The sequence below is a fragment of the Inhella sp. genome, assembly GCF_041912635.1.
Taxonomy (GTDB): Bacteria; Pseudomonadota; Gammaproteobacteria; order Burkholderiales; family Burkholderiaceae_C; genus Inhella.
Genome location: NZ_JAYRMO010000054.1, coordinates 1 through 16,710, shown reverse-complemented (window position 1 = coordinate 16,710; position 16,710 = coordinate 1). Strand labels below are relative to the sequence as shown.

The following is a 16,710-nucleotide window of genomic DNA, read 5'->3' as shown; positions in this document are numbered from 1 at the left end:
TGCGCAGGTTGTTGAGGTTGCCACCCATCAGCAAGTCGCTGCCGTCACGACCTTCGATGTAGTCGTTGTCGTAGCCACCGATGATGATGTTGTCGACATTGCTACCCGAGATCCACAGCTGGGCGGAAGCGCCGAAGCCGTAGTTGTCGGTGCCGGTGCCCACGGCAGCCTGGCTGTCCACCGCACGGCCACCGATCTTGGTGTCCATGCCATTCAGGAAACCATACAGGTTGCCCGAGGCGTCCACGTTCTCGACGTCGTCGATCTGCAGGCTCTCACCCGAGCGCGACAGCACACGGCCCATGCCATCGGTCAGGCCATCGTCGCCATCGCGCTGGTCACCGACGTTGTCGTCGTTCAGCCAAATGTGAACCGGCTCGTCGTCGTCCGAAGCTTCGAACAGCAGCCAGTCGGCGTCCTGCGCGCTCTGCTGGTTGCCGGCCGACACGTCGTCAGCAGTGTTGCCGCCGTCGATCCACAGGGTGGAGCCATCGGTGGCATCCAGACCCGAGAACTCGGCAAAGAAGAAGTCAGCGTTGCGGCCGCCACGCAGCTCGTCGCGCACACCGGTACGGCCTTGGGCGATGCCGCCACCAGCCAGGAAGTCATTGCCGACGCCACCGAAGGCCTTGTCAGCACCCAGACCGCCCAGGAACACATTGCCGTCAGAACCGACGCCGTCGCCTTCAGCACCAGCATTCGACGTACCGTCGAAGTAAATGTCGCCCAACATGTTGTTGGCGGCATCGCGGTGGTTCAGAGGATTGCGCGAGTAGGCATCCACGACTTCGTAGCCGGCTGCCTTGCCCGTGATGGAACGCTCTTGACCATCGAACTCGATGGTGCCGTCGCCGTCCAGGTCCAGACCGGTGATCTGGTTGGCGGAGTTGGTGAAGTCGATGCGGACGTCCTGACCACCGGTCAGCTTCATCACATCGGCACCCAGGGCGCTCAGCTTGGTGATGACCAGGGTCTGCGAAGCGCCTGCGGGCGGGTGCACCAGGGCATCCACCGTGCCAATGGTTTGCGCATAGGCGCCAGCGCCCATGACCTGCGCATTGAACGCAGCAGCGGCAGCACCGTAGGGGTTGCTGGCCGGCAGCGCGGCAAAACCATTCAACAGCGAGGTGATGGCGGTGCCGTAGTTGGCAGCGCCTGCAGCGGTCAGCTGAGCCGCCACATAGGCCTCGGCATCGGCGACGCCAGAGGTCACACCCACGTTCTTGACGATCACGGCGGCCATTTGGGCAGCGGTGAGCGCCTTCAGCGCGGGATCAGCATTGATGACGCCCTGAATCAGCGCACCGACGTTGCCGCCATGCACGCGATCCACCTGATCCAGCGCCCACGACATGCTGGCATTACCCAGCTGAACGTCGTACAGCGCCGCGGCAGCGCGGGCGATGACAGCACTATTGAATCCAGTTGCCATTGATCAAACTCCAGTTTGGTTTAGAGAGGCAATTCCCAGTGAAAAAAGTACCGGGGCATTCGCGCTCGCTCTCCACTTTTGGATGGAGGACTCCCACGATGTGCCCACAGTGTGCTCGGCATCCCCTAACCCGCATGTGATGGCGATCACATGAAGACCGGGATGTTTTAGTAGGACCTGGCTCGGATGCGCGCACGCCGCCACCCAGGCCCTACTCCTGGCAGCGCGCGGATTATGGCTTGGCCCAGCGAGGCAGCCGCCATGAGGAATTCAGGGTTGTTCCGTGGATCGAACCCTTAAAGTTGCACGTTCACAACAAAATTGCAATTCGATTGACTTACCAGGCCCAACGCAGCCCCGCGTAGAGCGAGCCCGCGTGGTAGCGGAACAGCGGCAGGTTGCTGCTTTGGTGGGTAAGGCTGAGCTGCACGACGGCTTCGGCGTCAAACAAGACACTGAGTTGCGTCGGCCTGGAGAGCTCCAGATTGAACTGGCTCTGCTTGAGGTGGCGGCGCGCGTTGTCGGCCAGAAGGGGGCTGTAGCCCTCGCGGTCTCGGGTTTGGCTATAGCGGAGGCTGGTGTCCAGTCGAGCCTGCCCGGGCAAGGCGCCCTGTAGCCGCACACCAAAACTGGCGAGATCCTGACGACCGCCCGCCCTGTTGGGATTGACGGGTTCGTCCACGGCACCACGCAGGGCCAGACCCCAGCTCCAGTGGCGCTGACTCCAGAGCGTGCAAGTCGAACTGATCGATAGCGCGGCAGCGCGGCCATCCAGCACCCTGGTGCTGCTTTGCGTACGGCTTTCGGCGTCGACAGACGCCCGAAAGCCACAGCCCAGCGCCGTGCGCTCCAGACTAGCCGCCAGGCGAACCAAACGATAGGGCTCGTTCAGTGCCCCCCCCACCCAGCCAGCGCCGGCGTCGAGTTGGGCGCGCCATGGCGCCCATTGCTGGGACACGCTCCCCGCCAGCTGGATATGACGCCAATTGGTGGCCGCCTCGCCCGGCGCGAAGCGCCCACCCAAGTTGACACCCAAGCGCACGATGCGCCCAGCCTCCGGGCTGCGTGCCAACTGCCAGGACAGATCCGTCGTGACAGCTGCGCCACGGCGTGGCAGCAGCGGACTCTCCAGATCGATGGGCTCCGGCCCGGTTGGTGGCGTGAGTGTGATTTCGTATAGCTTGGGAGACTGGTTCAGGTTGCTCTCATAGCCGGTCAGGGTGCTCAGTTCGCGGTAGGACACCCAGCCATCCTGGACCGCTGCACCCAAACGAACCGCCGGCAGCGGCACCGATGCGCTGATGGGCGCGGGCAGCAGGCGGGCACGCAGGGCCTCGGGCACATCGCGACGCGCACGCCACGCTTCGGCCAGGGCGTCACGGGCGGCGGGCTGCCCCAAAGCAGCCAGAGCCAGCGCATGGTCTGCCTGCGCACCAAGGTGCCCCGGGTCGAGCAGCAGAGAGCGTTCCAGCCAGATCAGCGCCTGGCTGGGCTCACCCTCCTCCAGCCACAGAGCACCCAGATTGGCCAGGAACTGCGGATGCGTCATGCAGGAGGCCTTGGCGGCATCCATGCGCTGCAAGTAGGCACGCCGGGCCACGGGGTGCGAGGGCCAAGGTGCCAGCGCCAGCCGCGTGCACGCGGTGTAAATGCGTTCAGCATCCCAGGTGCCCGCTGCTCCGCCCTCCTGCAAACCTTGCAAATCGACTTGGCTGGCGTGCGCCAGTGAGGCGCCAGCGCAAAAGGCCAGCAGCAGCAAACGATAACGGCCCCGCCGCTGCGGGAGCCGGGCTCCGGTCCGCGACTTCACGCGTCTCGGAGTTCGCTGGTCAAACCCAAGGGGTGGTGATCCGAAGCCTCGGCCCAAGGATCGCCATCGGCGCGCCGCTCTCCGGCAATGGCGGTTTCCAGCCACTGCGGGTCTTCGGGCACCAATTCGGCCCAGGCCTGCGGGGCGTACAGGCTGTAATGCTTGCTCAGGCCTTCAAGAAGGTAGTCGCCCAGCGGCTCGACAGCGGTAGCACCCAGGCCGCCGGCCAGTCGCGGCCCCAGAAGGATGGGAATAGAGAGATCGGCCGTCATGGCTTGGATGCGTGAAGCAACGCTGACCGGTTCGCCCAGCGCCGCATGCGCCCGCCGGCGGGCGGGCCCGAATGACCCGACGATGGCCGTACCGGACTCCAGCCCCACACCCAGCGCCAGAGGCTGGACGACACTGTGCTCCGACACCGGCTGGCCGCTGGCCAGCAAGCTGCGCGTGGCGCGCAGCATCTCCTGCGCGGCCGCCAGGGCGCGCTGGGGGTGATCGGGGCACTCAGGGTAAGCATTCCAGACGGCGACCACGGAGTCGCCGATGACATTCTCCACGACCCCTCCATGCTGCTCGACGACATCCACAGCGATGCAGCAGAAGGCGTGCAACAAGGCTGCCGACTCTTCCGGCGAGCGATGGGCCGCGAAAGCGGAGAAATTGCGAATGTCCGCGCACATGACGCTGATCTCGCGGCGTTCGAACTGCAGGCTACCGCTCGGGTCGCTGGCCATCAGGCGCTGCGCGACCGGCGCCGGTAGATACGCCCCCAAGTGGGCCGAGAGGCGCTCGCGCTGGGCGCGCGTCAAGGCATGCTCGACCGTAGCCAGGACCACCGAGAACAGGACGGCAAACAGGGCGGCGGAGGCCCAGGGTAGCCAGAGGTCTGCCGTCACCAGCAGCGTCGAGGCCGCCAGCCAGCACACCAGCGCCAGCGCCAGCCCCGCCAACGGCAGGCGCTTGGCCGGCACGCCGCGACGCCGCACGGCAAGTATGAGCAGGCCAACGGCCATCAGCCCCATGCCCAGCCACTCCAGGCTGGGCGCCAACTCCGGCATGAAGGGAATGCGGTGGTCGAGCAGCGCGGCCAGCATCTGCGCATGCACTTCGAAACCCGCCGCCACCGGCGCCTGCGGAGTGGCCACGGTATCGCCCAGGCCAAAGGCGGTGGCCCCGACGAGCGCGATCGTGCCCTTCAGCACACTGAGGTCCGCACGATCCTTGAGCACATCGGCCGCCGAGACCGACATCAGCGCCTTGCGATCGACGCGGTAGGGCACGCGAAGGTCGCCATGCGCATCGAGCGGCACCGTCAGGCCTGGCAGGCTGCGGCTGCTGAGCAGGGCATGGGGTCCCAGCCAGCCCGCCAGCCCCAGTTCGCTGCGGGTGACGGCTTGCCAATCCTGGCCGCTAACACCGGGAGTGACGCCGGCCTGTGCCGCCTGCCAGAAGGCGGAAAGCGCCAAGCTGGGGTAGGCCTGCCCTTGGTGGCAAACCAGGCCCGGCAACTTGCGCACCACGCCGTCGCTTTCGAAACGCGGCGTGATATGGCCAGTGGAGCTGGCGGCTCGGCGCAGCTCGGCGGCATTGCCATAGTGGCCATAGGAGCGCGGGGCAAAGGGCGGGCAACCGACCTGGGCCAGCCCGGCACCCAACTCGCCCTCGCGCGGGTCCACACGGGGATCCAGCGAGAACAGCTGAGCCATCACCACCGGCGACTTGGACCAAGCCTCACGCAGGAGTTCGTCGCCCTCGCGCGGCTCCGGGAAGACCATGTCGTAGGCCTGCACCAGGGCGCCGGCCTGCCCGAGCTTTTCGGACAACTGCGCCATGGTCGCGCGCGGCCAGGGCCAGGGGCCGACTTCGCGCAAGCTGGCCTCGTCGATATCCACCACGACCAGACGACGCTCGGTCTGGCTGGACGCGGCAACCCGCCAAGCCAGATCGCCCGCAGCATCCTGCGTGCCCTCGGTGACCTGCGGTGCAAATTGCCGCAGCGCCGCCACAACCCCAAGGATCAGCAGCAGGGCCAGAACCCGCAGCACCCAGGGGTAGTTGCGCCAGGACAGTTTCATGAGCGACATGGACTCAGGCAGTGCGACCGCTCAGCGGCCCCACAGGGTGCGCCCTTTAAAGAGGCCGCCCACGACACCACGCTCGAACATATAGCCCGCTTCCTTGGCGTCCAGCGACACCGCACCGGCAATCTTCTGGGTGCTGTCCTGCACCGCGAAGGTGCCATCGCTGCGCACATCGCCAGCCATGCGGAACTCGGTCTTGCCGCCCGCGGGCGAGGAGAGCGCCAGGGCGGTGGCAAAGGTGCGGTTAGCGAAGTCCAGGCTAAGGCGCGCGCCATTGACCGTTGCCGCCTCGCTCACGCCATTGCCCTCATAGGTGACGGCGGCACGGGTCAGACGGAAGTCCACCTTCGTGGTCAGGCTGGCCGGCAGTTGCCCGCTGGGGTTGGCGGGGTCGTTGGCACGGAACAGGCCGATGCTCTCGTCGCCCACGGTGATGTGGCGACCCAGCGAAGCGATGGAATAGGGCGCGCTGAGTTTGTCGTTGGGATCGCGAGCGATCGAGTAGCGACCCCAAACCAACTGGGAATTGAAGTCGCCCGCGCGATTGAGCTCCGGCAAGTCAACCGAAGCCAGAGCGAGCGCCGTAACAACGTTCATGTCCGAGCCGATGGCCGCCGCGGTGTCGACATCACGCGGCCGCGCAGCCAGGATGCCGGCCACCCGGGCGGCGGACTCTGCCGCCGTGCGTGCGGCGACGCGCTCTTCAGCGTTGTAGGCGGCACTGGCCAACGCGGCGCCGGCGGCCGGCACCACATGGGCCATCTGATCGCCGGGCTTGACCTCGACCATCAGCCGACCCATCTCGGCACTCAGCAACCGGGCATCTTTACCGCCGCAGGGGCCGAGCGCATTGGCCTGGCAGCCCGCACCAAGCGCACCAACGACGATCGCGCCATCGGACACGGTGGCGCGCATGCCGGTGCGATCGGTCTGCACAATGAAGTCGGTGCCGCGCACGCCAATGGCGGCGATCGGGGTGTTCAGCCGGAAGCGGTTCTTGTCGACCTCGGTCGCCGCGCCCGAAATGGAGCGACTGGTGCCTTGCTCGACCTTCAAGCGCACCTCGTTCAGCAGCGGCTGCTGGGCGGCGTAGCGGTAGGCCTGCACTTCCAGCACGCTGTCGGGCCGCACGCTGACCGCACCGTTGTCGATGAAGCGCACATGCACATGGCCGTTGGCCGAGGTCTCGATGCGGTCGCCTACCTGGATGGAGGCACCGCGCTTGAGCGCCTGACGGCTGCCATCGCCATGAACCACCCAAGCCTCGCCAATCAGCAGGCTGACCTGGCCGACGGTTTCGGTGGCGGCCTGAGCCAGGCCGGCACCGGCCAGCGCGCAGGCCAGGGCCGAGCGAGCGAGGGCGGAACGCCAATTCAGGGTTTTTGCGAGGGGCTTGCTTATCATGACCAGACTCCTGTCCGCCGGGGTGAGCGGCGGGAGAATGAATGTTGCATCAACACACACAGGGACCATGTGTTGTGCATCACATCCCTTGATGCTTTGTTGCCTGCACAGTTCGGCCCCCGATGCCCATCCTGATCCCGATCCTTCAGGGCCTGCGCCTGTTTGACAGTCTGCCGGCCGACAAACTGGCCGAAGTCTCGGTGACGATGAACGAGCGCCGCGTGGAACGCCGCGAGGTGGTGATCAAGCGCGGCGAGACCGATGCCGGCCTGGGCTTTTTGATCGAAGGCCGGCTGCAAACCGTCAATTTCACGCTCGACGGTCGCGAAGTCGGCATCGATTTCGTCGAAGACGGCGACTTCTTCGGCGAATTGTCCGTCATCGACGGCCAACCCGCGCCGGAGTACATCATTGCCGTGGCCCCATCACGAATCGCCTTCCTGGAGCGCGAGCGCGCCCGCGAGCTGATGTTTTCGACCCCACGCGGCGCGGCGGCCGTGGCCGAGCGCTTGGCCGCGCGCATGCGACGCTCTGCCGGGCACCGGGCGCTGCTGGCTTTGCCGAGCTCCTTCCAGCGCGTGTGCGCCCAGTTGGCCCTACTGACTCAGAAGGACCGCAGCGGCCAGACGGTGATCGCCATGGCGCCGACGCACCAGGAAATTGCGATCATGGTCAATACCAGCCGGGAGACCGTGACGCGCACGCTGCAGTTTCTGCAGGGCCTGAAGGTGCTGGCGCGCGACGGCAATTCGCTGCTGGTGCACCAGCCCGAAACTCTGCAAGAAGCAGCGGACGGCAAGGTCGCGCCCACCAAATAGGGCGCGAGGCCAGGGAATCAGGCCGAACGGAACTCCGGCACGAGCTCGCGCAGCCGCGCACGAACCGCCTCCGCATCCTGCGGTGGCTCGGCCTGGAGGTGTTCCAACCAAGCCAGCACTTCGGCGCTGCCCTCCGCCTGCAGGCGGGCGATGCGCAGCCGGTTGATGGCGGTGGGTAAGCTGGTGTCGGCGTCGGCCAGCAGCTCCTCAAACAGTTTTTCACCCGGGCGCAGGCCCGTGAAGACGATGCCGATCTCTTCGACGCTGTGGCCGGAGAGCCGGATCATGTCGCGGGCCAGATCGGCAATGCGCACCGGCTCGCCCATGTCCAGCACCAGCACCTGGCCGCTCTGCCCCAGGGCGGCCGCCTGCAGCACCAGGCGGGCGGCTTCGGGGATGGTCATGAAGTAGCGAATGATGTCCGGGTGGGTCACGGTGACCGGCCCACCGCGGGCGATCTGCTCCTTGAACTTCGGAATCACGCTGCCGCTGGAGCCCAGCACATTGCCGAAGCGCACGACCATGAAGCGGGTGGCCGGGAACTGCGGCACCAGGGCCGAGACCACGCGCTCGGCGGCGCGCTTGCTGGCGCCCATCACATTGGTGGGGTTGACGGCCTTGTCGGTGCTGATCAGCACGAAGCGCGCCACGCCCGCACGCGCGGCGGCCAGCGCGGCGTGGTAGGTGCCGAGGGTGTTGTTGCGCACGCAGGAGGCTGCGTTGTGGCCCTCCTCCATCAGCGGCACATGCTTGTAGGCGGCGGCATGCAGCAGCAGGTCCGGCGCCTGCGCTTGCACCGCTGCCTGGAGGTGGGCGAGATCGCGCACATCACCGACCAGGCGCACCAGCTCCAAGCCCGGGTGGCTCAGCCCGAGCTCCTGCTCAACGGCATAGAGGCTGGGCTCGCTCACCTCGTACAACACCAGGCGTGCAGGGCGATAGCGCGCGGCCTGACGGCAGAGTTCGCTGCCGATGCTTCCGCCCGCGCCGGTGATGAACACCGTGGCGCCGCGGATCATGTCCCCGATGCCAGCTTCGTCCAGTTGCACCGGCTCGCGGCCCAGCAAGTCTTCGGGCTTGACGTCACGCACGCGCTCCAGCGGCGTGCCGGCCTGCAGTTCCTCGGCGCTCGGCACGGTGAGCACCGGCAGGCCGGTGGCGGCGGCCAGATCCACGACACGGCGCCGCGTGGCGCCACGCAGCGAGGGCATGGCAATGACCAGATGCGTGAGCGGCAGGCGCTCGGTCCAATCCGCCAACTGCTCCAGTGGACCCAGCACGGGCACCCCCGCGACGCGATGGCCGCGCTTGGCGGGGTCATCGTCAAGCAGGCCATGGATCAGGCTGTCGCTGTCGCGCAAGCCGGCAATCAGGCGCGTGGCCGCTTCGCCCGCACCCAGCACCAGGATCTGCCGCACTTCGCCAGCGCCGCGGTGCAGGCGCGCGCGCATGTGCTCGTAGAGCATGCGGTAGAGGATGCGCGCCAGCACCAGGGCCATCAGCGCCACGATGGGGTGCAGGGCCAGCACCGCGCGCGGCACCTGCACCAAGCCCAGGGCACGCACCGCGAGCCCCCCCGCCACACCGGCGATGAGGCAGGCGAAGAACAGCCGTTTGACCTCACCAAAACCCGAGAAGCGCCAGATCGAACGCGGCACCTGCAGCCCCAGCAGCGCCAGGGCGTACAGCGCCAGCAGGCCTGCCAGCACTGCCGCGTCGTAGGCGGGCCGGGCGCTGAGCCAGCGCTCGAAGCCGAGCCGGAACAAGTAGGTGGCCTGCCAGGCCAGGGCGATCAGCGCCAGGTCGGTGAGCAGGGCCAGGCTGGCGCGGCGGGCGCGCAGGCGGCTCAGCAATTGATCCAGGGCGCGCCAGGCGCGCAGACCGAGATTCATGAGAGGCGCGTCCGGGTCAGCAGGGTCCAGACCGTGCGGGCCAGCAGGCGCAGGTCCGAGGCGAGTGTGGCTTGCTGGCTGTAGGCGACGGCAGCGGCCAGCTTGGCGGGCAGCACGCGCTCGATGTAGTCGCGCTCCGGGTCGGCCGCCGCGGCCAGCACGGCCGCCTCGTCCAGATGGGCCAGCGAGGCGGGGTCGGTGATGCCTGGCCGCACGGCCAGGGCCTGGTCACGCAGTTCGGCTGGGTAGAGCTCCACGTAGCGCGGCACCTCCGGGCGCGGGCCCACCAGGCTCATATCGCCCCTGAGCACGTCAATGAGTTGGGGCAGCTCGTCCAGCTTGTGGCGGCGCAGGAAATGGCCGACGCGGGTGATGCGCGGGTCCACCCCCACCGTCAGGGGCAAGCCGCCGGCCTCGCTGCGCATGGTGCGGAACTTGTGGATGCGAAAGCGCCGCCCATGCTGCCCCACCCGCTCCTGGCGGAACAGCGCAGGCCCGGGTGAGTCCAGCCGGATCCACAACGCCAGCGCCAGCAACAGCGGCGCCAACAACAGCAGGCCCAGGCCGCTGAGCAACAAGTCGAATAGGCGCTTGCCCATCAAGCCTGCAGGCTCAGGCGCACGGCCTGGATGACACGCTGCACGTTTTCGTCCGTCATCGCCGTGTAGAGCGGGATGCTGACCATGGCCTCGTAGGCACGCTGCGAGTGCGGGAACTGCTCGGGGCGGAGCTGGTAGCGATCGCGCCAGTAGGGGTGCAGATGCAGCGGCACGTAATGCACGCTGCAGCTGATGCCCTGCGCATACATGCGCTCGATAAAGGTGTCGCGGCCCACCGGCGCGGCTTCGCTGAGGCGCAGCACAAACAGATGCCAGGCATGCACATCGCCCTGCGGCGCCTGCGGCGGCAGGATCAGGGGCAGGTCGGCCAGGCCTTCGAAGTAGGCCTGCGCGATCTGCTCACGCCGCGCCTGGAAGGCCGGCAGCCGCTTGAGCTGGTGCAGGCCCAGCGCGGCGGCAATGTCGGTCAGGTTGTACTTGAAGCCGGGCGCCACGATCTCGTAGTACCAGCTCGGCTTCTTGGCGGTGAAGCGATCAAAGGCATCGCGGTTCATGCCGTGCAGGCGCATCACCTTGGCGCGTTCGGCCAGCGCGGCATCGCGCGTCACCAGCATGCCGCCCTCACCGGTGGTCATGGTTTTGTTGGCGTAGAAGCTGAACACCGTGGCGTTGCTGCCCAGGGTGCCAATCAGCTCGCGCTCCAGCGTGGTGGGCAGGGCATGGGCGGCGTCTTCCACCACCTTCAGGCCGTGCCGGCGGGCGATGTCCAGCAGGCGCAGCATGTCCACGGCCAAGCCAGCGTAGTGCACCGGAATGATGGCGCGGGTGCGGGGGCCGATGGCTGCCTCGACCTGGTCCAGGTCGAGGTTCAGCGTGGCGGGGTCGATGTCCACCAGACGGACATCGGCGCCGAGGTAGCGCACCACCTCAGCGGTGGCGGTGAAGGTGTGGGTGGTGGTGATGACCTCGTCACCCGGGCCGATTCCGATGGCTTCGAGTGCCAGATGCAGGCCGGCGGTGGCGCTGTTGACGGCGATGCAGTGCAGGCCGGAGTCGCCGAGGAACTCACCAAAGGCCTGCTCGAAGCGCTTGGCCTTGGGGCCGGTGGTGACCCAGCCGCTGCGCAAGGAGTCCACAACCTCGGCAATTTCCTCCTCCCCGATCTCGGGCAGGGCAAAGGGCAGAAAAGGAAGTGCGCTCATAGGGGTTTGCGGATATGGATCAGGCGGTGGGTGCGCAGCCAGGGCAGCGCGTCAAACCAGGGCAAGGCCCAGGCGGGCAGGCGGCGCGCCAGGGGCGGCGCCAGGGTGACGCGCCGCATGTCGAGCGCACCCTGAGGAAACAGCGCCCGCACCCGGTGCACCGGCACGCCGCGCACGTCGGGGTTGCGGGGATTGTCGAACGCGAAGTCGTACACCAGCAGGGCACCGCCGGGGCGCAGCCAGCGCCAGGCGCAGGCCGCCAGTTCGGCCTGCAGGCCGTCGTCCAGCACGGAACTGAAGACGGTAAAGGCCAGCACCAGGTCTTGGCTCCCGGGAGGAACGGAAGCTTGGCGGGCATCCCCCAGGTGCAGGCTCAGGGCCTGCGGCAGTCGCTCGCGCGCGAGTTCGTAGCGCTCGGGCAGCAGTTCCACCCCGGTCAACTGCTGCGGGCGAAAGCCCAGCTGCAGCAGCGTGAGGAGGTTGGTACCGCTGCCGCAGCCCAACTCGGCCGCCCGCAGAGCCTGGGTGTCCAGCCAGCCATGCTGGCGCAGCAGCCGGGCCAAGGCGCGCTCGCGCGCTTGCACCGCTTGAAACTGGGCTGGCGCAAGCGGGTGGTAGCGCGGGTCCAGCAGGTCGCGCCGCGCGTAGGCCTGTTCGATCTGCTGCAGGCTCATCGGGTCAGGCGGGCAAAGCGGCTGCGCCCAGCCGGCGCACCACGCAGCACGTCGGCCCAGCCCAGCAAAGAACCCAGGCCGTAGGCCAGGTGGTAGGTCGGAATCACCAGCGGCGCACGCAGCAGCACGGCCGGGCCTTGGCCGGCAAGGCTCAGGCAACCGCCCAGCAGCAAGGCGCCATAGGCGAGGAGCAGCAGCGCCAGCGGCCAGCCGGACCAGGGCAGCAACAGCAGGCCACCCAGCAGCGCCAGCAGGTAAGCGGCCGGCAGCCAATGGCGCGCGCTGGCGCTCTGGCCGTGCTTGCGCATCACGAAGGGCTTCCAGTAGCCGTACTGCAGGTACTGGCGCCACAGCGCCCCCAGGCTGGCGCGCGGGCTGTAGCTGGAGCGAATGCGCGCGCTCTGCCAAACCCTGCCGCCGGCCTTCTTGATGCGCAGGTTGTGCTCGTCGTCCTGATTGCGCACCAGGTTCTCGTCAAAGCCGCCGAAGCGATCGAAGCTGGCGCGCGGCCAGGCGCCGAGATAGACCGTGTCGACCTCTCCCTCGTAATCGAGCAGGCGCGAGCGCGCGCCGCCGCTGATCCAGCGGCTCTGGAACACCGCGCAGATCGCGCGCTGCATCGCAGCCTGCCCGACCGCACGCCAGGCGCCACCGACGTTGTCGGCGCCGGTGCGCTCCAGCGCAGCGATGCATTCGGCCACGTAGTCGGGGGCGTAGACGCTGTGCACGTCCATGCGCACGATGACCGCACCACGCGCAATCTGCAGTGCCCTGTTTAGACCGGTGGAGACGATGCGGCCGGGGTTGTCGATCACGCGCAGGCGCTCGTCCGCGTGGGCCGCCAGCCACTGGGCGGTGCCGTCGTCGCTCTGGCCATCGGCAATGACGGCCTCGATCTGCCAGCCGGGCGGCAAGGCCTGCGCGAACAGGGACGCGCAGAAGGCCTCGATATAGGCGCGCTCATTGCGGCAGGGAACGATGACGGACACCAAACGGTTCATGAAGAGGCCAGCAATTCTTGGTAAAGCGCGTCCACGCGGTCCATCTGCACCGCGCGGGCGCCCTCAGTCTGCATGCGTTGCGCATGGGCGGCGCCCTGGGCGCGGGCGAGTGTGTCGTGGTCCGCCAGGGCCAGCCAGCGCCGCGCCAGCGCGTCCACATCGTCCACGGGCACCAGGGCTTCGAGTGGCAACCATTGGCGGTTGGCCGGCAAGTCGCTGGCAATCACCGCCAGCCCACAGGCCATCCCTTCGAGCAGGGACACCGAAGTGGCGTCGCTGGCCGGCACGCTGATAGACAGCTTGCAGCGAGCCAGCACAGCCGCCATGCCGCTGTCGTCCAGGCGGCCGTGGAAGCGGGCCGCCAGCTGCAGGCCCAGTTCGGCAGCCAGACTCCTGAGCGCCGCCTCGTCCGGCCCGCCGCCCAGCAGGTGCAGCACCGCCTGCGGGTGAACCCGGCGCACCTGGGCGAAGGCGCGCAGGATCTGGTCGATGCGGTAGTTGGCTGACCAGGAACGCAGGCTCACGGCCTCGAAACCGGGTTTGTCGGCCCAGTCCACCGGCTTGAAACGGTTGAGGTCCACACCCCAATGCACTTCATGCAGCGCGGCCGCGGGGCCGTAGGCGCGCGCGGCCGCCACCAGATCGGCCGAATCGCCGGTGATGAGCTGCGCTCTTCGCAGCGTCCAACCCGTCAAGCAGCGTTTGAGCCGGCTCTCGAAGGGCGTCACCAGCAGGTCGCTGCCCCAGGCCGTCATCACCAGCGGAATGCGGCCGGCCACCCGCGCGCCTAGATAGCCGTAGGAGGTGATGTAGTGGGCATGCAGCAGGTCCGGTCGCAAGGCACGCACCGCGGCGCGGCCGGCGCCGACGCGCCACAGCCAGTCGGTGCTGCGGTGCACCGGCGGCAACACGATCTGCTCGACGCCTTCCTGCGGCTGCGGCCGGGCCGTCACCACCGAAACCCGCCAGCCCCGTGCCCGCATTTCCTGCGCCCAGCGGCGCACATGCACATGGTCGGCGTCGCCCAGCAGGCACAGATGTCCCTTCATCGCAAGGCCCCCGCCCAGGCCTCGTAATGCGCGCGGCATTCGGGGTGGGTATCCAGCCAGCGCGCATCGCCCGCTCGCACATCGCCCACCACCTGGGCCGGTTGGCCGGCCACGATGGCGAAGTCCGGCACTTCGCCACGCACCTGGGCATAGGCACACACCAGTACGCCCTTGCCGAGCCGGCTGCCGGCCTCGATCAGGCTGTGTGGCCCAATGAAGCAATAGGGGCCGATTTCAATGGGCGCGCGCTTGAAACCCGGTTTGTCGCCCGACCAGCCCACATAGGCCCGGCCCAGCAGGCGCTGCGCGCGCTGCGAGCTGTGCGTCACCAGGCTGCAGAAATTGGTGATCTGCACGCCCTCGCCCAGGCGCAGCCCGGCGCTGGCCTCCAGGAAATTGAACTGGCCGATGAACACGTGGTCGGCCAGTTGCAGCCCTGCCTCGCCTTCAATGCAGGTGCTCGGCGCGATGCGGCTGGCGGCCCGCAACGCACCGCTGGCCGGGTCGCGTTCGGCAAACAGCATGCGGAAGAACAGCCACCGCCACAGGCGGCGGCGCCAGCGGTTGAGGGCGGCGCGCAGGGCGAGGCTCATTGCGTGTGGGGCCAGCGCCAGAGCGCTATCAGGTAGTAGCCAAAGTATCCGGTCATCGCCAGGGACACGCCCCAGCCCGCGCCCTCCAGGCCGCCCAGCTGCAGGCCGCCGGCCAGGCCAATCAGGAACAGGACCTGCCCCCAAAGCGCCAGCCGCAACGCCCAGCCCTGCGCTTGCCAGGCCATGGTGACGACCGCCAGCGGCGAAGCCACGAAGTGCAAGGCGAGGTAAGGCGCCAAGGCGCGCGCCAGCGTGCCGGCCTCGCGCCAGGGCTCACCATAGGCCCAGGCGAACAGCTCTGGGCCGCCGAGCATCAGCAGGGCCGCAAAGGCCAGGGCCAGCAGCAGCAGGCTGCGGATGGTGCGGCGCAGCTGGGCCTGTCCGGCGGCACGGTCGGTTTGCGTCAGTTGCGGATAGAGCGCCGAGGACACCGCGCTGCCCACCAGCGTGGCCGGCGCCTTGAGGTAGCGCAGCGCCAGGGCCCACAGGCCGGTAGCCACGTCACCGGCCCAGGCGGTGATCAGCAGCAGGGCCAGGGTGTCCTGCGCGGCGGAGGCAAAGGCGTGCGGCGTGTTCAGCAGCGGAAAGTCCTTGTGGCGCCAGGCCAGGGTGCGCCAGCGCCCCGCACCCACGCGCCAGCTGCCCTGCAGCCAAGCGCGCAGCGGCCACAGCAACCAGAGCAGCGCGACCAGGCCCGCCAGCAGCGGCGCCAGCAGTAGGCCCCAGACGCCCAGGGCCATCGTGCCCAACCCGACCTGCAGCACCGGCGCCCCACCCCACTGCAGCACACGCGCGCCCGCCAGGCGCGCGAACAGCTGCTCACGCGTGGCCAGCAGACTCAGCAACTGCACCCCGCCGCCCACGATCAGCAGGGCCGGCAGCAGCGCCATGGCAGGCCAGCGCAAGGCCAACCAAGCCGCCGCCACCCCACTCAGAGCCCAGACGAGGGCCAGCACACGCAGACACAGTGCCAGCAAGGCGCGCAGCGCGGAGTGCCCCTGCACCAGCGGCAGGGCGTACTCGTAACGGGCGCAGGCTACGACCGTGAGGTTGGCGCACAACGCCCACACCAGGCTGAACTGGGCGTACTCGGCCGGGCTGTAGAGGCGCGCAATCCAAGGCCCCAGCAACAAGGGCAGGGCGTGGGCCAGGGCGTTGCCCAGGACCAGGGTGAGCGAGGCGCGCAGCAACTGCATGGAGGATTTCGTGCTTGCGAAGGGCGTCGCTCAGGGCAAACCCGGCATTCTAGGAGGCCGCCCCATAGAATCCGCCTCCCCCTGACCCCCTGAATTTCCCGCCATGGAACCGCACGCGCCCCACGCCGACGAGAACCAACTGATCGCCGAGCGCCGCGCCAAACTGGCCGAGCGCCGCGCCCGTGGTGGGGTGGTGTTCCCCAACGACTTCAAGCCCCAGCACCGCGCCCTGCCCCTGGCCCAGCGCTACGGCAATGTGCCGAACGAAGAACTGGAGCCCCAGGGCATCGAGGTTTCGGTGGGCGGCCGCATCATGCTCAAGCGCCTGATGGGCAAGGCCAGCTTCGTCACCCTGCAGGACGCCACCGGCCGCATCCAGCTCTACATCCAGCGCGACGCCATCGGCGAGGAGGCTTACGCCGACTTCAAGCACTGGGACCTGGGCGACATCGCCGGTGCGCGCGGCACGCTGTTCCGCACCAAGACGGGCGAGCTCTCGGTCAAGGTCACGCAGCTGATCATGCTGACCAAGAGCCTGCGCCCGCTGCCGGACAAGTTCCAGGGCTTGGCCGATCAGGAAACGAAGTATCGCCAGCGCTATGTCGACCTGATCATGGACGAAGAGGCCCGCGACCGCTTCGCGCTGCGCTCGAAGGCCGTTTCGGCGCTGCGTGGCTTCATGGTCGAGCACGGCTTCCTGGAGGTGGAAACGCCGATGCTCCACCCGATCCCCGGTGGCGCCAATGCCAAGCCCTTCGTCACGCACCACAACGCGCTGGACCAGGAGATGTTCCTGCGCATCGCGCCCGAGCTGTACCTTAAGCGCCTGATCGTCGGCGGCTTCGAGCGCGTGTTCGAGATCAACCGCAATTTCCGCAACGAAGGTCTGTCGGTCCGTCACAACCCCGAGTTCACGATGATGGAGTTCTATGCGGCCTACTGGACGCATGAGGACCAGATGAACTTCACCGAGGAGTTGCTGCGGCACGTGGCGCGCA

General features: G+C 68.0%; 13 protein-coding genes and 1 pseudogene. 2 read left to right on the top strand and 12 right to left on the bottom strand.

Features of this window, described 5'->3' with window-relative positions:
• The 4 genes and pseudogenes from ACE3QP_RS21260 to ACE3QP_RS21245 all read right to left on the bottom strand — a co-directional run.
• A pseudogene (locus tag ACE3QP_RS21260) lies at positions 1-1,432 on the bottom strand (hypothetical protein); the annotation flags it as partial.
• 337 nt (positions 1,433-1,769) lie between these two features.
• The gene (locus ACE3QP_RS21255; protein ID WP_374438995.1) at positions 1,770-3,191 is read right to left on the bottom strand and encodes a hypothetical protein; all 1,422 of its coding nucleotides are present in this window, start codon (positions 3,189-3,191) and stop codon (positions 1,770-1,772) included.
• Between the two features lie 47 nt (positions 3,192-3,238).
• Positions 3,239-5,326: a CHASE2 domain-containing protein gene (locus ACE3QP_RS21250; protein ID WP_374438993.1), complete on the bottom strand. Its 2,088-nt coding sequence runs from the start codon at positions 5,324-5,326 to the stop codon at positions 3,239-3,241.
• Positions 5,327-5,347: 21 nt separating this feature from the next.
• Complete coding sequence (locus ACE3QP_RS21245) at positions 5,348-6,727, bottom strand: FecR domain-containing protein (RefSeq protein ID WP_374438992.1); 1,380 nt, start codon at positions 6,725-6,727, stop codon at positions 5,348-5,350.
• Positions 6,728-6,849: 122 nt separating this feature from the next.
• Here ACE3QP_RS21245 and ACE3QP_RS21240 point away from each other — a divergent pair, with 122 nt between their 5' ends.
• Positions 6,850-7,545, top strand: coding sequence for a Crp/Fnr family transcriptional regulator (locus tag ACE3QP_RS21240; RefSeq protein WP_374438990.1), 696 nt, complete (start codon positions 6,850-6,852; stop codon positions 7,543-7,545).
• Between the two features lie 17 nt (positions 7,546-7,562).
• Here ACE3QP_RS21240 and ACE3QP_RS21235 read toward each other — a convergent pair whose 3' ends face one another.
• The 8 genes from ACE3QP_RS21235 to ACE3QP_RS21200 are packed head-to-tail and all read right to left on the bottom strand — an operon-like array spanning position 7,563 to position 15,712.
• On the bottom strand, positions 7,563-9,437 hold the full coding sequence (locus ACE3QP_RS21235; RefSeq protein ID WP_374438989.1) for a polysaccharide biosynthesis protein: 1,875 nt from the start codon (positions 9,435-9,437) through the stop codon (positions 7,563-7,565).
• Complete coding sequence (locus ACE3QP_RS21230) at positions 9,434-10,036, bottom strand: sugar transferase (protein WP_374438988.1); 603 nt, start codon at positions 10,034-10,036, stop codon at positions 9,434-9,436. The genes ACE3QP_RS21235 and ACE3QP_RS21230 overlap by 4 nt, the downstream gene beginning before the upstream one ends.
• A complete protein-coding gene (locus ACE3QP_RS21225) occupies positions 10,036-11,199 on the bottom strand; it encodes a DegT/DnrJ/EryC1/StrS family aminotransferase (RefSeq protein ID WP_374438987.1) in 1,164 nt (387 codons plus the stop codon). Before ACE3QP_RS21225 ends, ACE3QP_RS21230 begins: the two co-directional genes overlap by 1 nt.
• Positions 11,196-11,873, bottom strand: a complete 678-nt coding sequence (locus tag ACE3QP_RS21220; protein ID WP_374438986.1) for a class I SAM-dependent methyltransferase — start codon at positions 11,871-11,873, stop codon at positions 11,196-11,198. The genes ACE3QP_RS21225 and ACE3QP_RS21220 overlap by 4 nt, the downstream gene beginning before the upstream one ends.
• On the bottom strand, positions 11,870-12,874 hold the full coding sequence (locus ACE3QP_RS21215) for a glycosyltransferase family 2 protein (protein WP_374438984.1): 1,005 nt from the start codon (positions 12,872-12,874) through the stop codon (positions 11,870-11,872). Before ACE3QP_RS21215 ends, ACE3QP_RS21220 begins: the two co-directional genes overlap by 4 nt.
• On the bottom strand, positions 12,871-13,923 hold the full coding sequence (locus tag ACE3QP_RS21210) for a glycosyltransferase (protein ID WP_374438982.1): 1,053 nt from the start codon (positions 13,921-13,923) through the stop codon (positions 12,871-12,873). Before ACE3QP_RS21210 ends, ACE3QP_RS21215 begins: the two co-directional genes overlap by 4 nt.
• Positions 13,920-14,504 (bottom strand): acyltransferase, encoded by a 585-nt coding sequence (locus ACE3QP_RS21205; protein ID WP_374438997.1) that lies wholly within the window; start codon positions 14,502-14,504, stop codon positions 13,920-13,922. Before ACE3QP_RS21205 ends, ACE3QP_RS21210 begins: the two co-directional genes overlap by 4 nt.
• 8 nt (positions 14,505-14,512) lie before the next feature.
• Positions 14,513-15,712, bottom strand: a complete 1,200-nt coding sequence (locus ACE3QP_RS21200; RefSeq protein WP_374438980.1) for a lipopolysaccharide biosynthesis protein — start codon at positions 15,710-15,712, stop codon at positions 14,513-14,515.
• A gap of 103 nt (positions 15,713-15,815) precedes the next feature.
• Here ACE3QP_RS21200 and ACE3QP_RS21195 point away from each other — a divergent pair.
• On the top strand, positions 15,816-16,710 hold an 895-nt coding region (locus ACE3QP_RS21195), incomplete at its 3' end, for an amino acid--tRNA ligase-related protein (protein WP_374438978.1).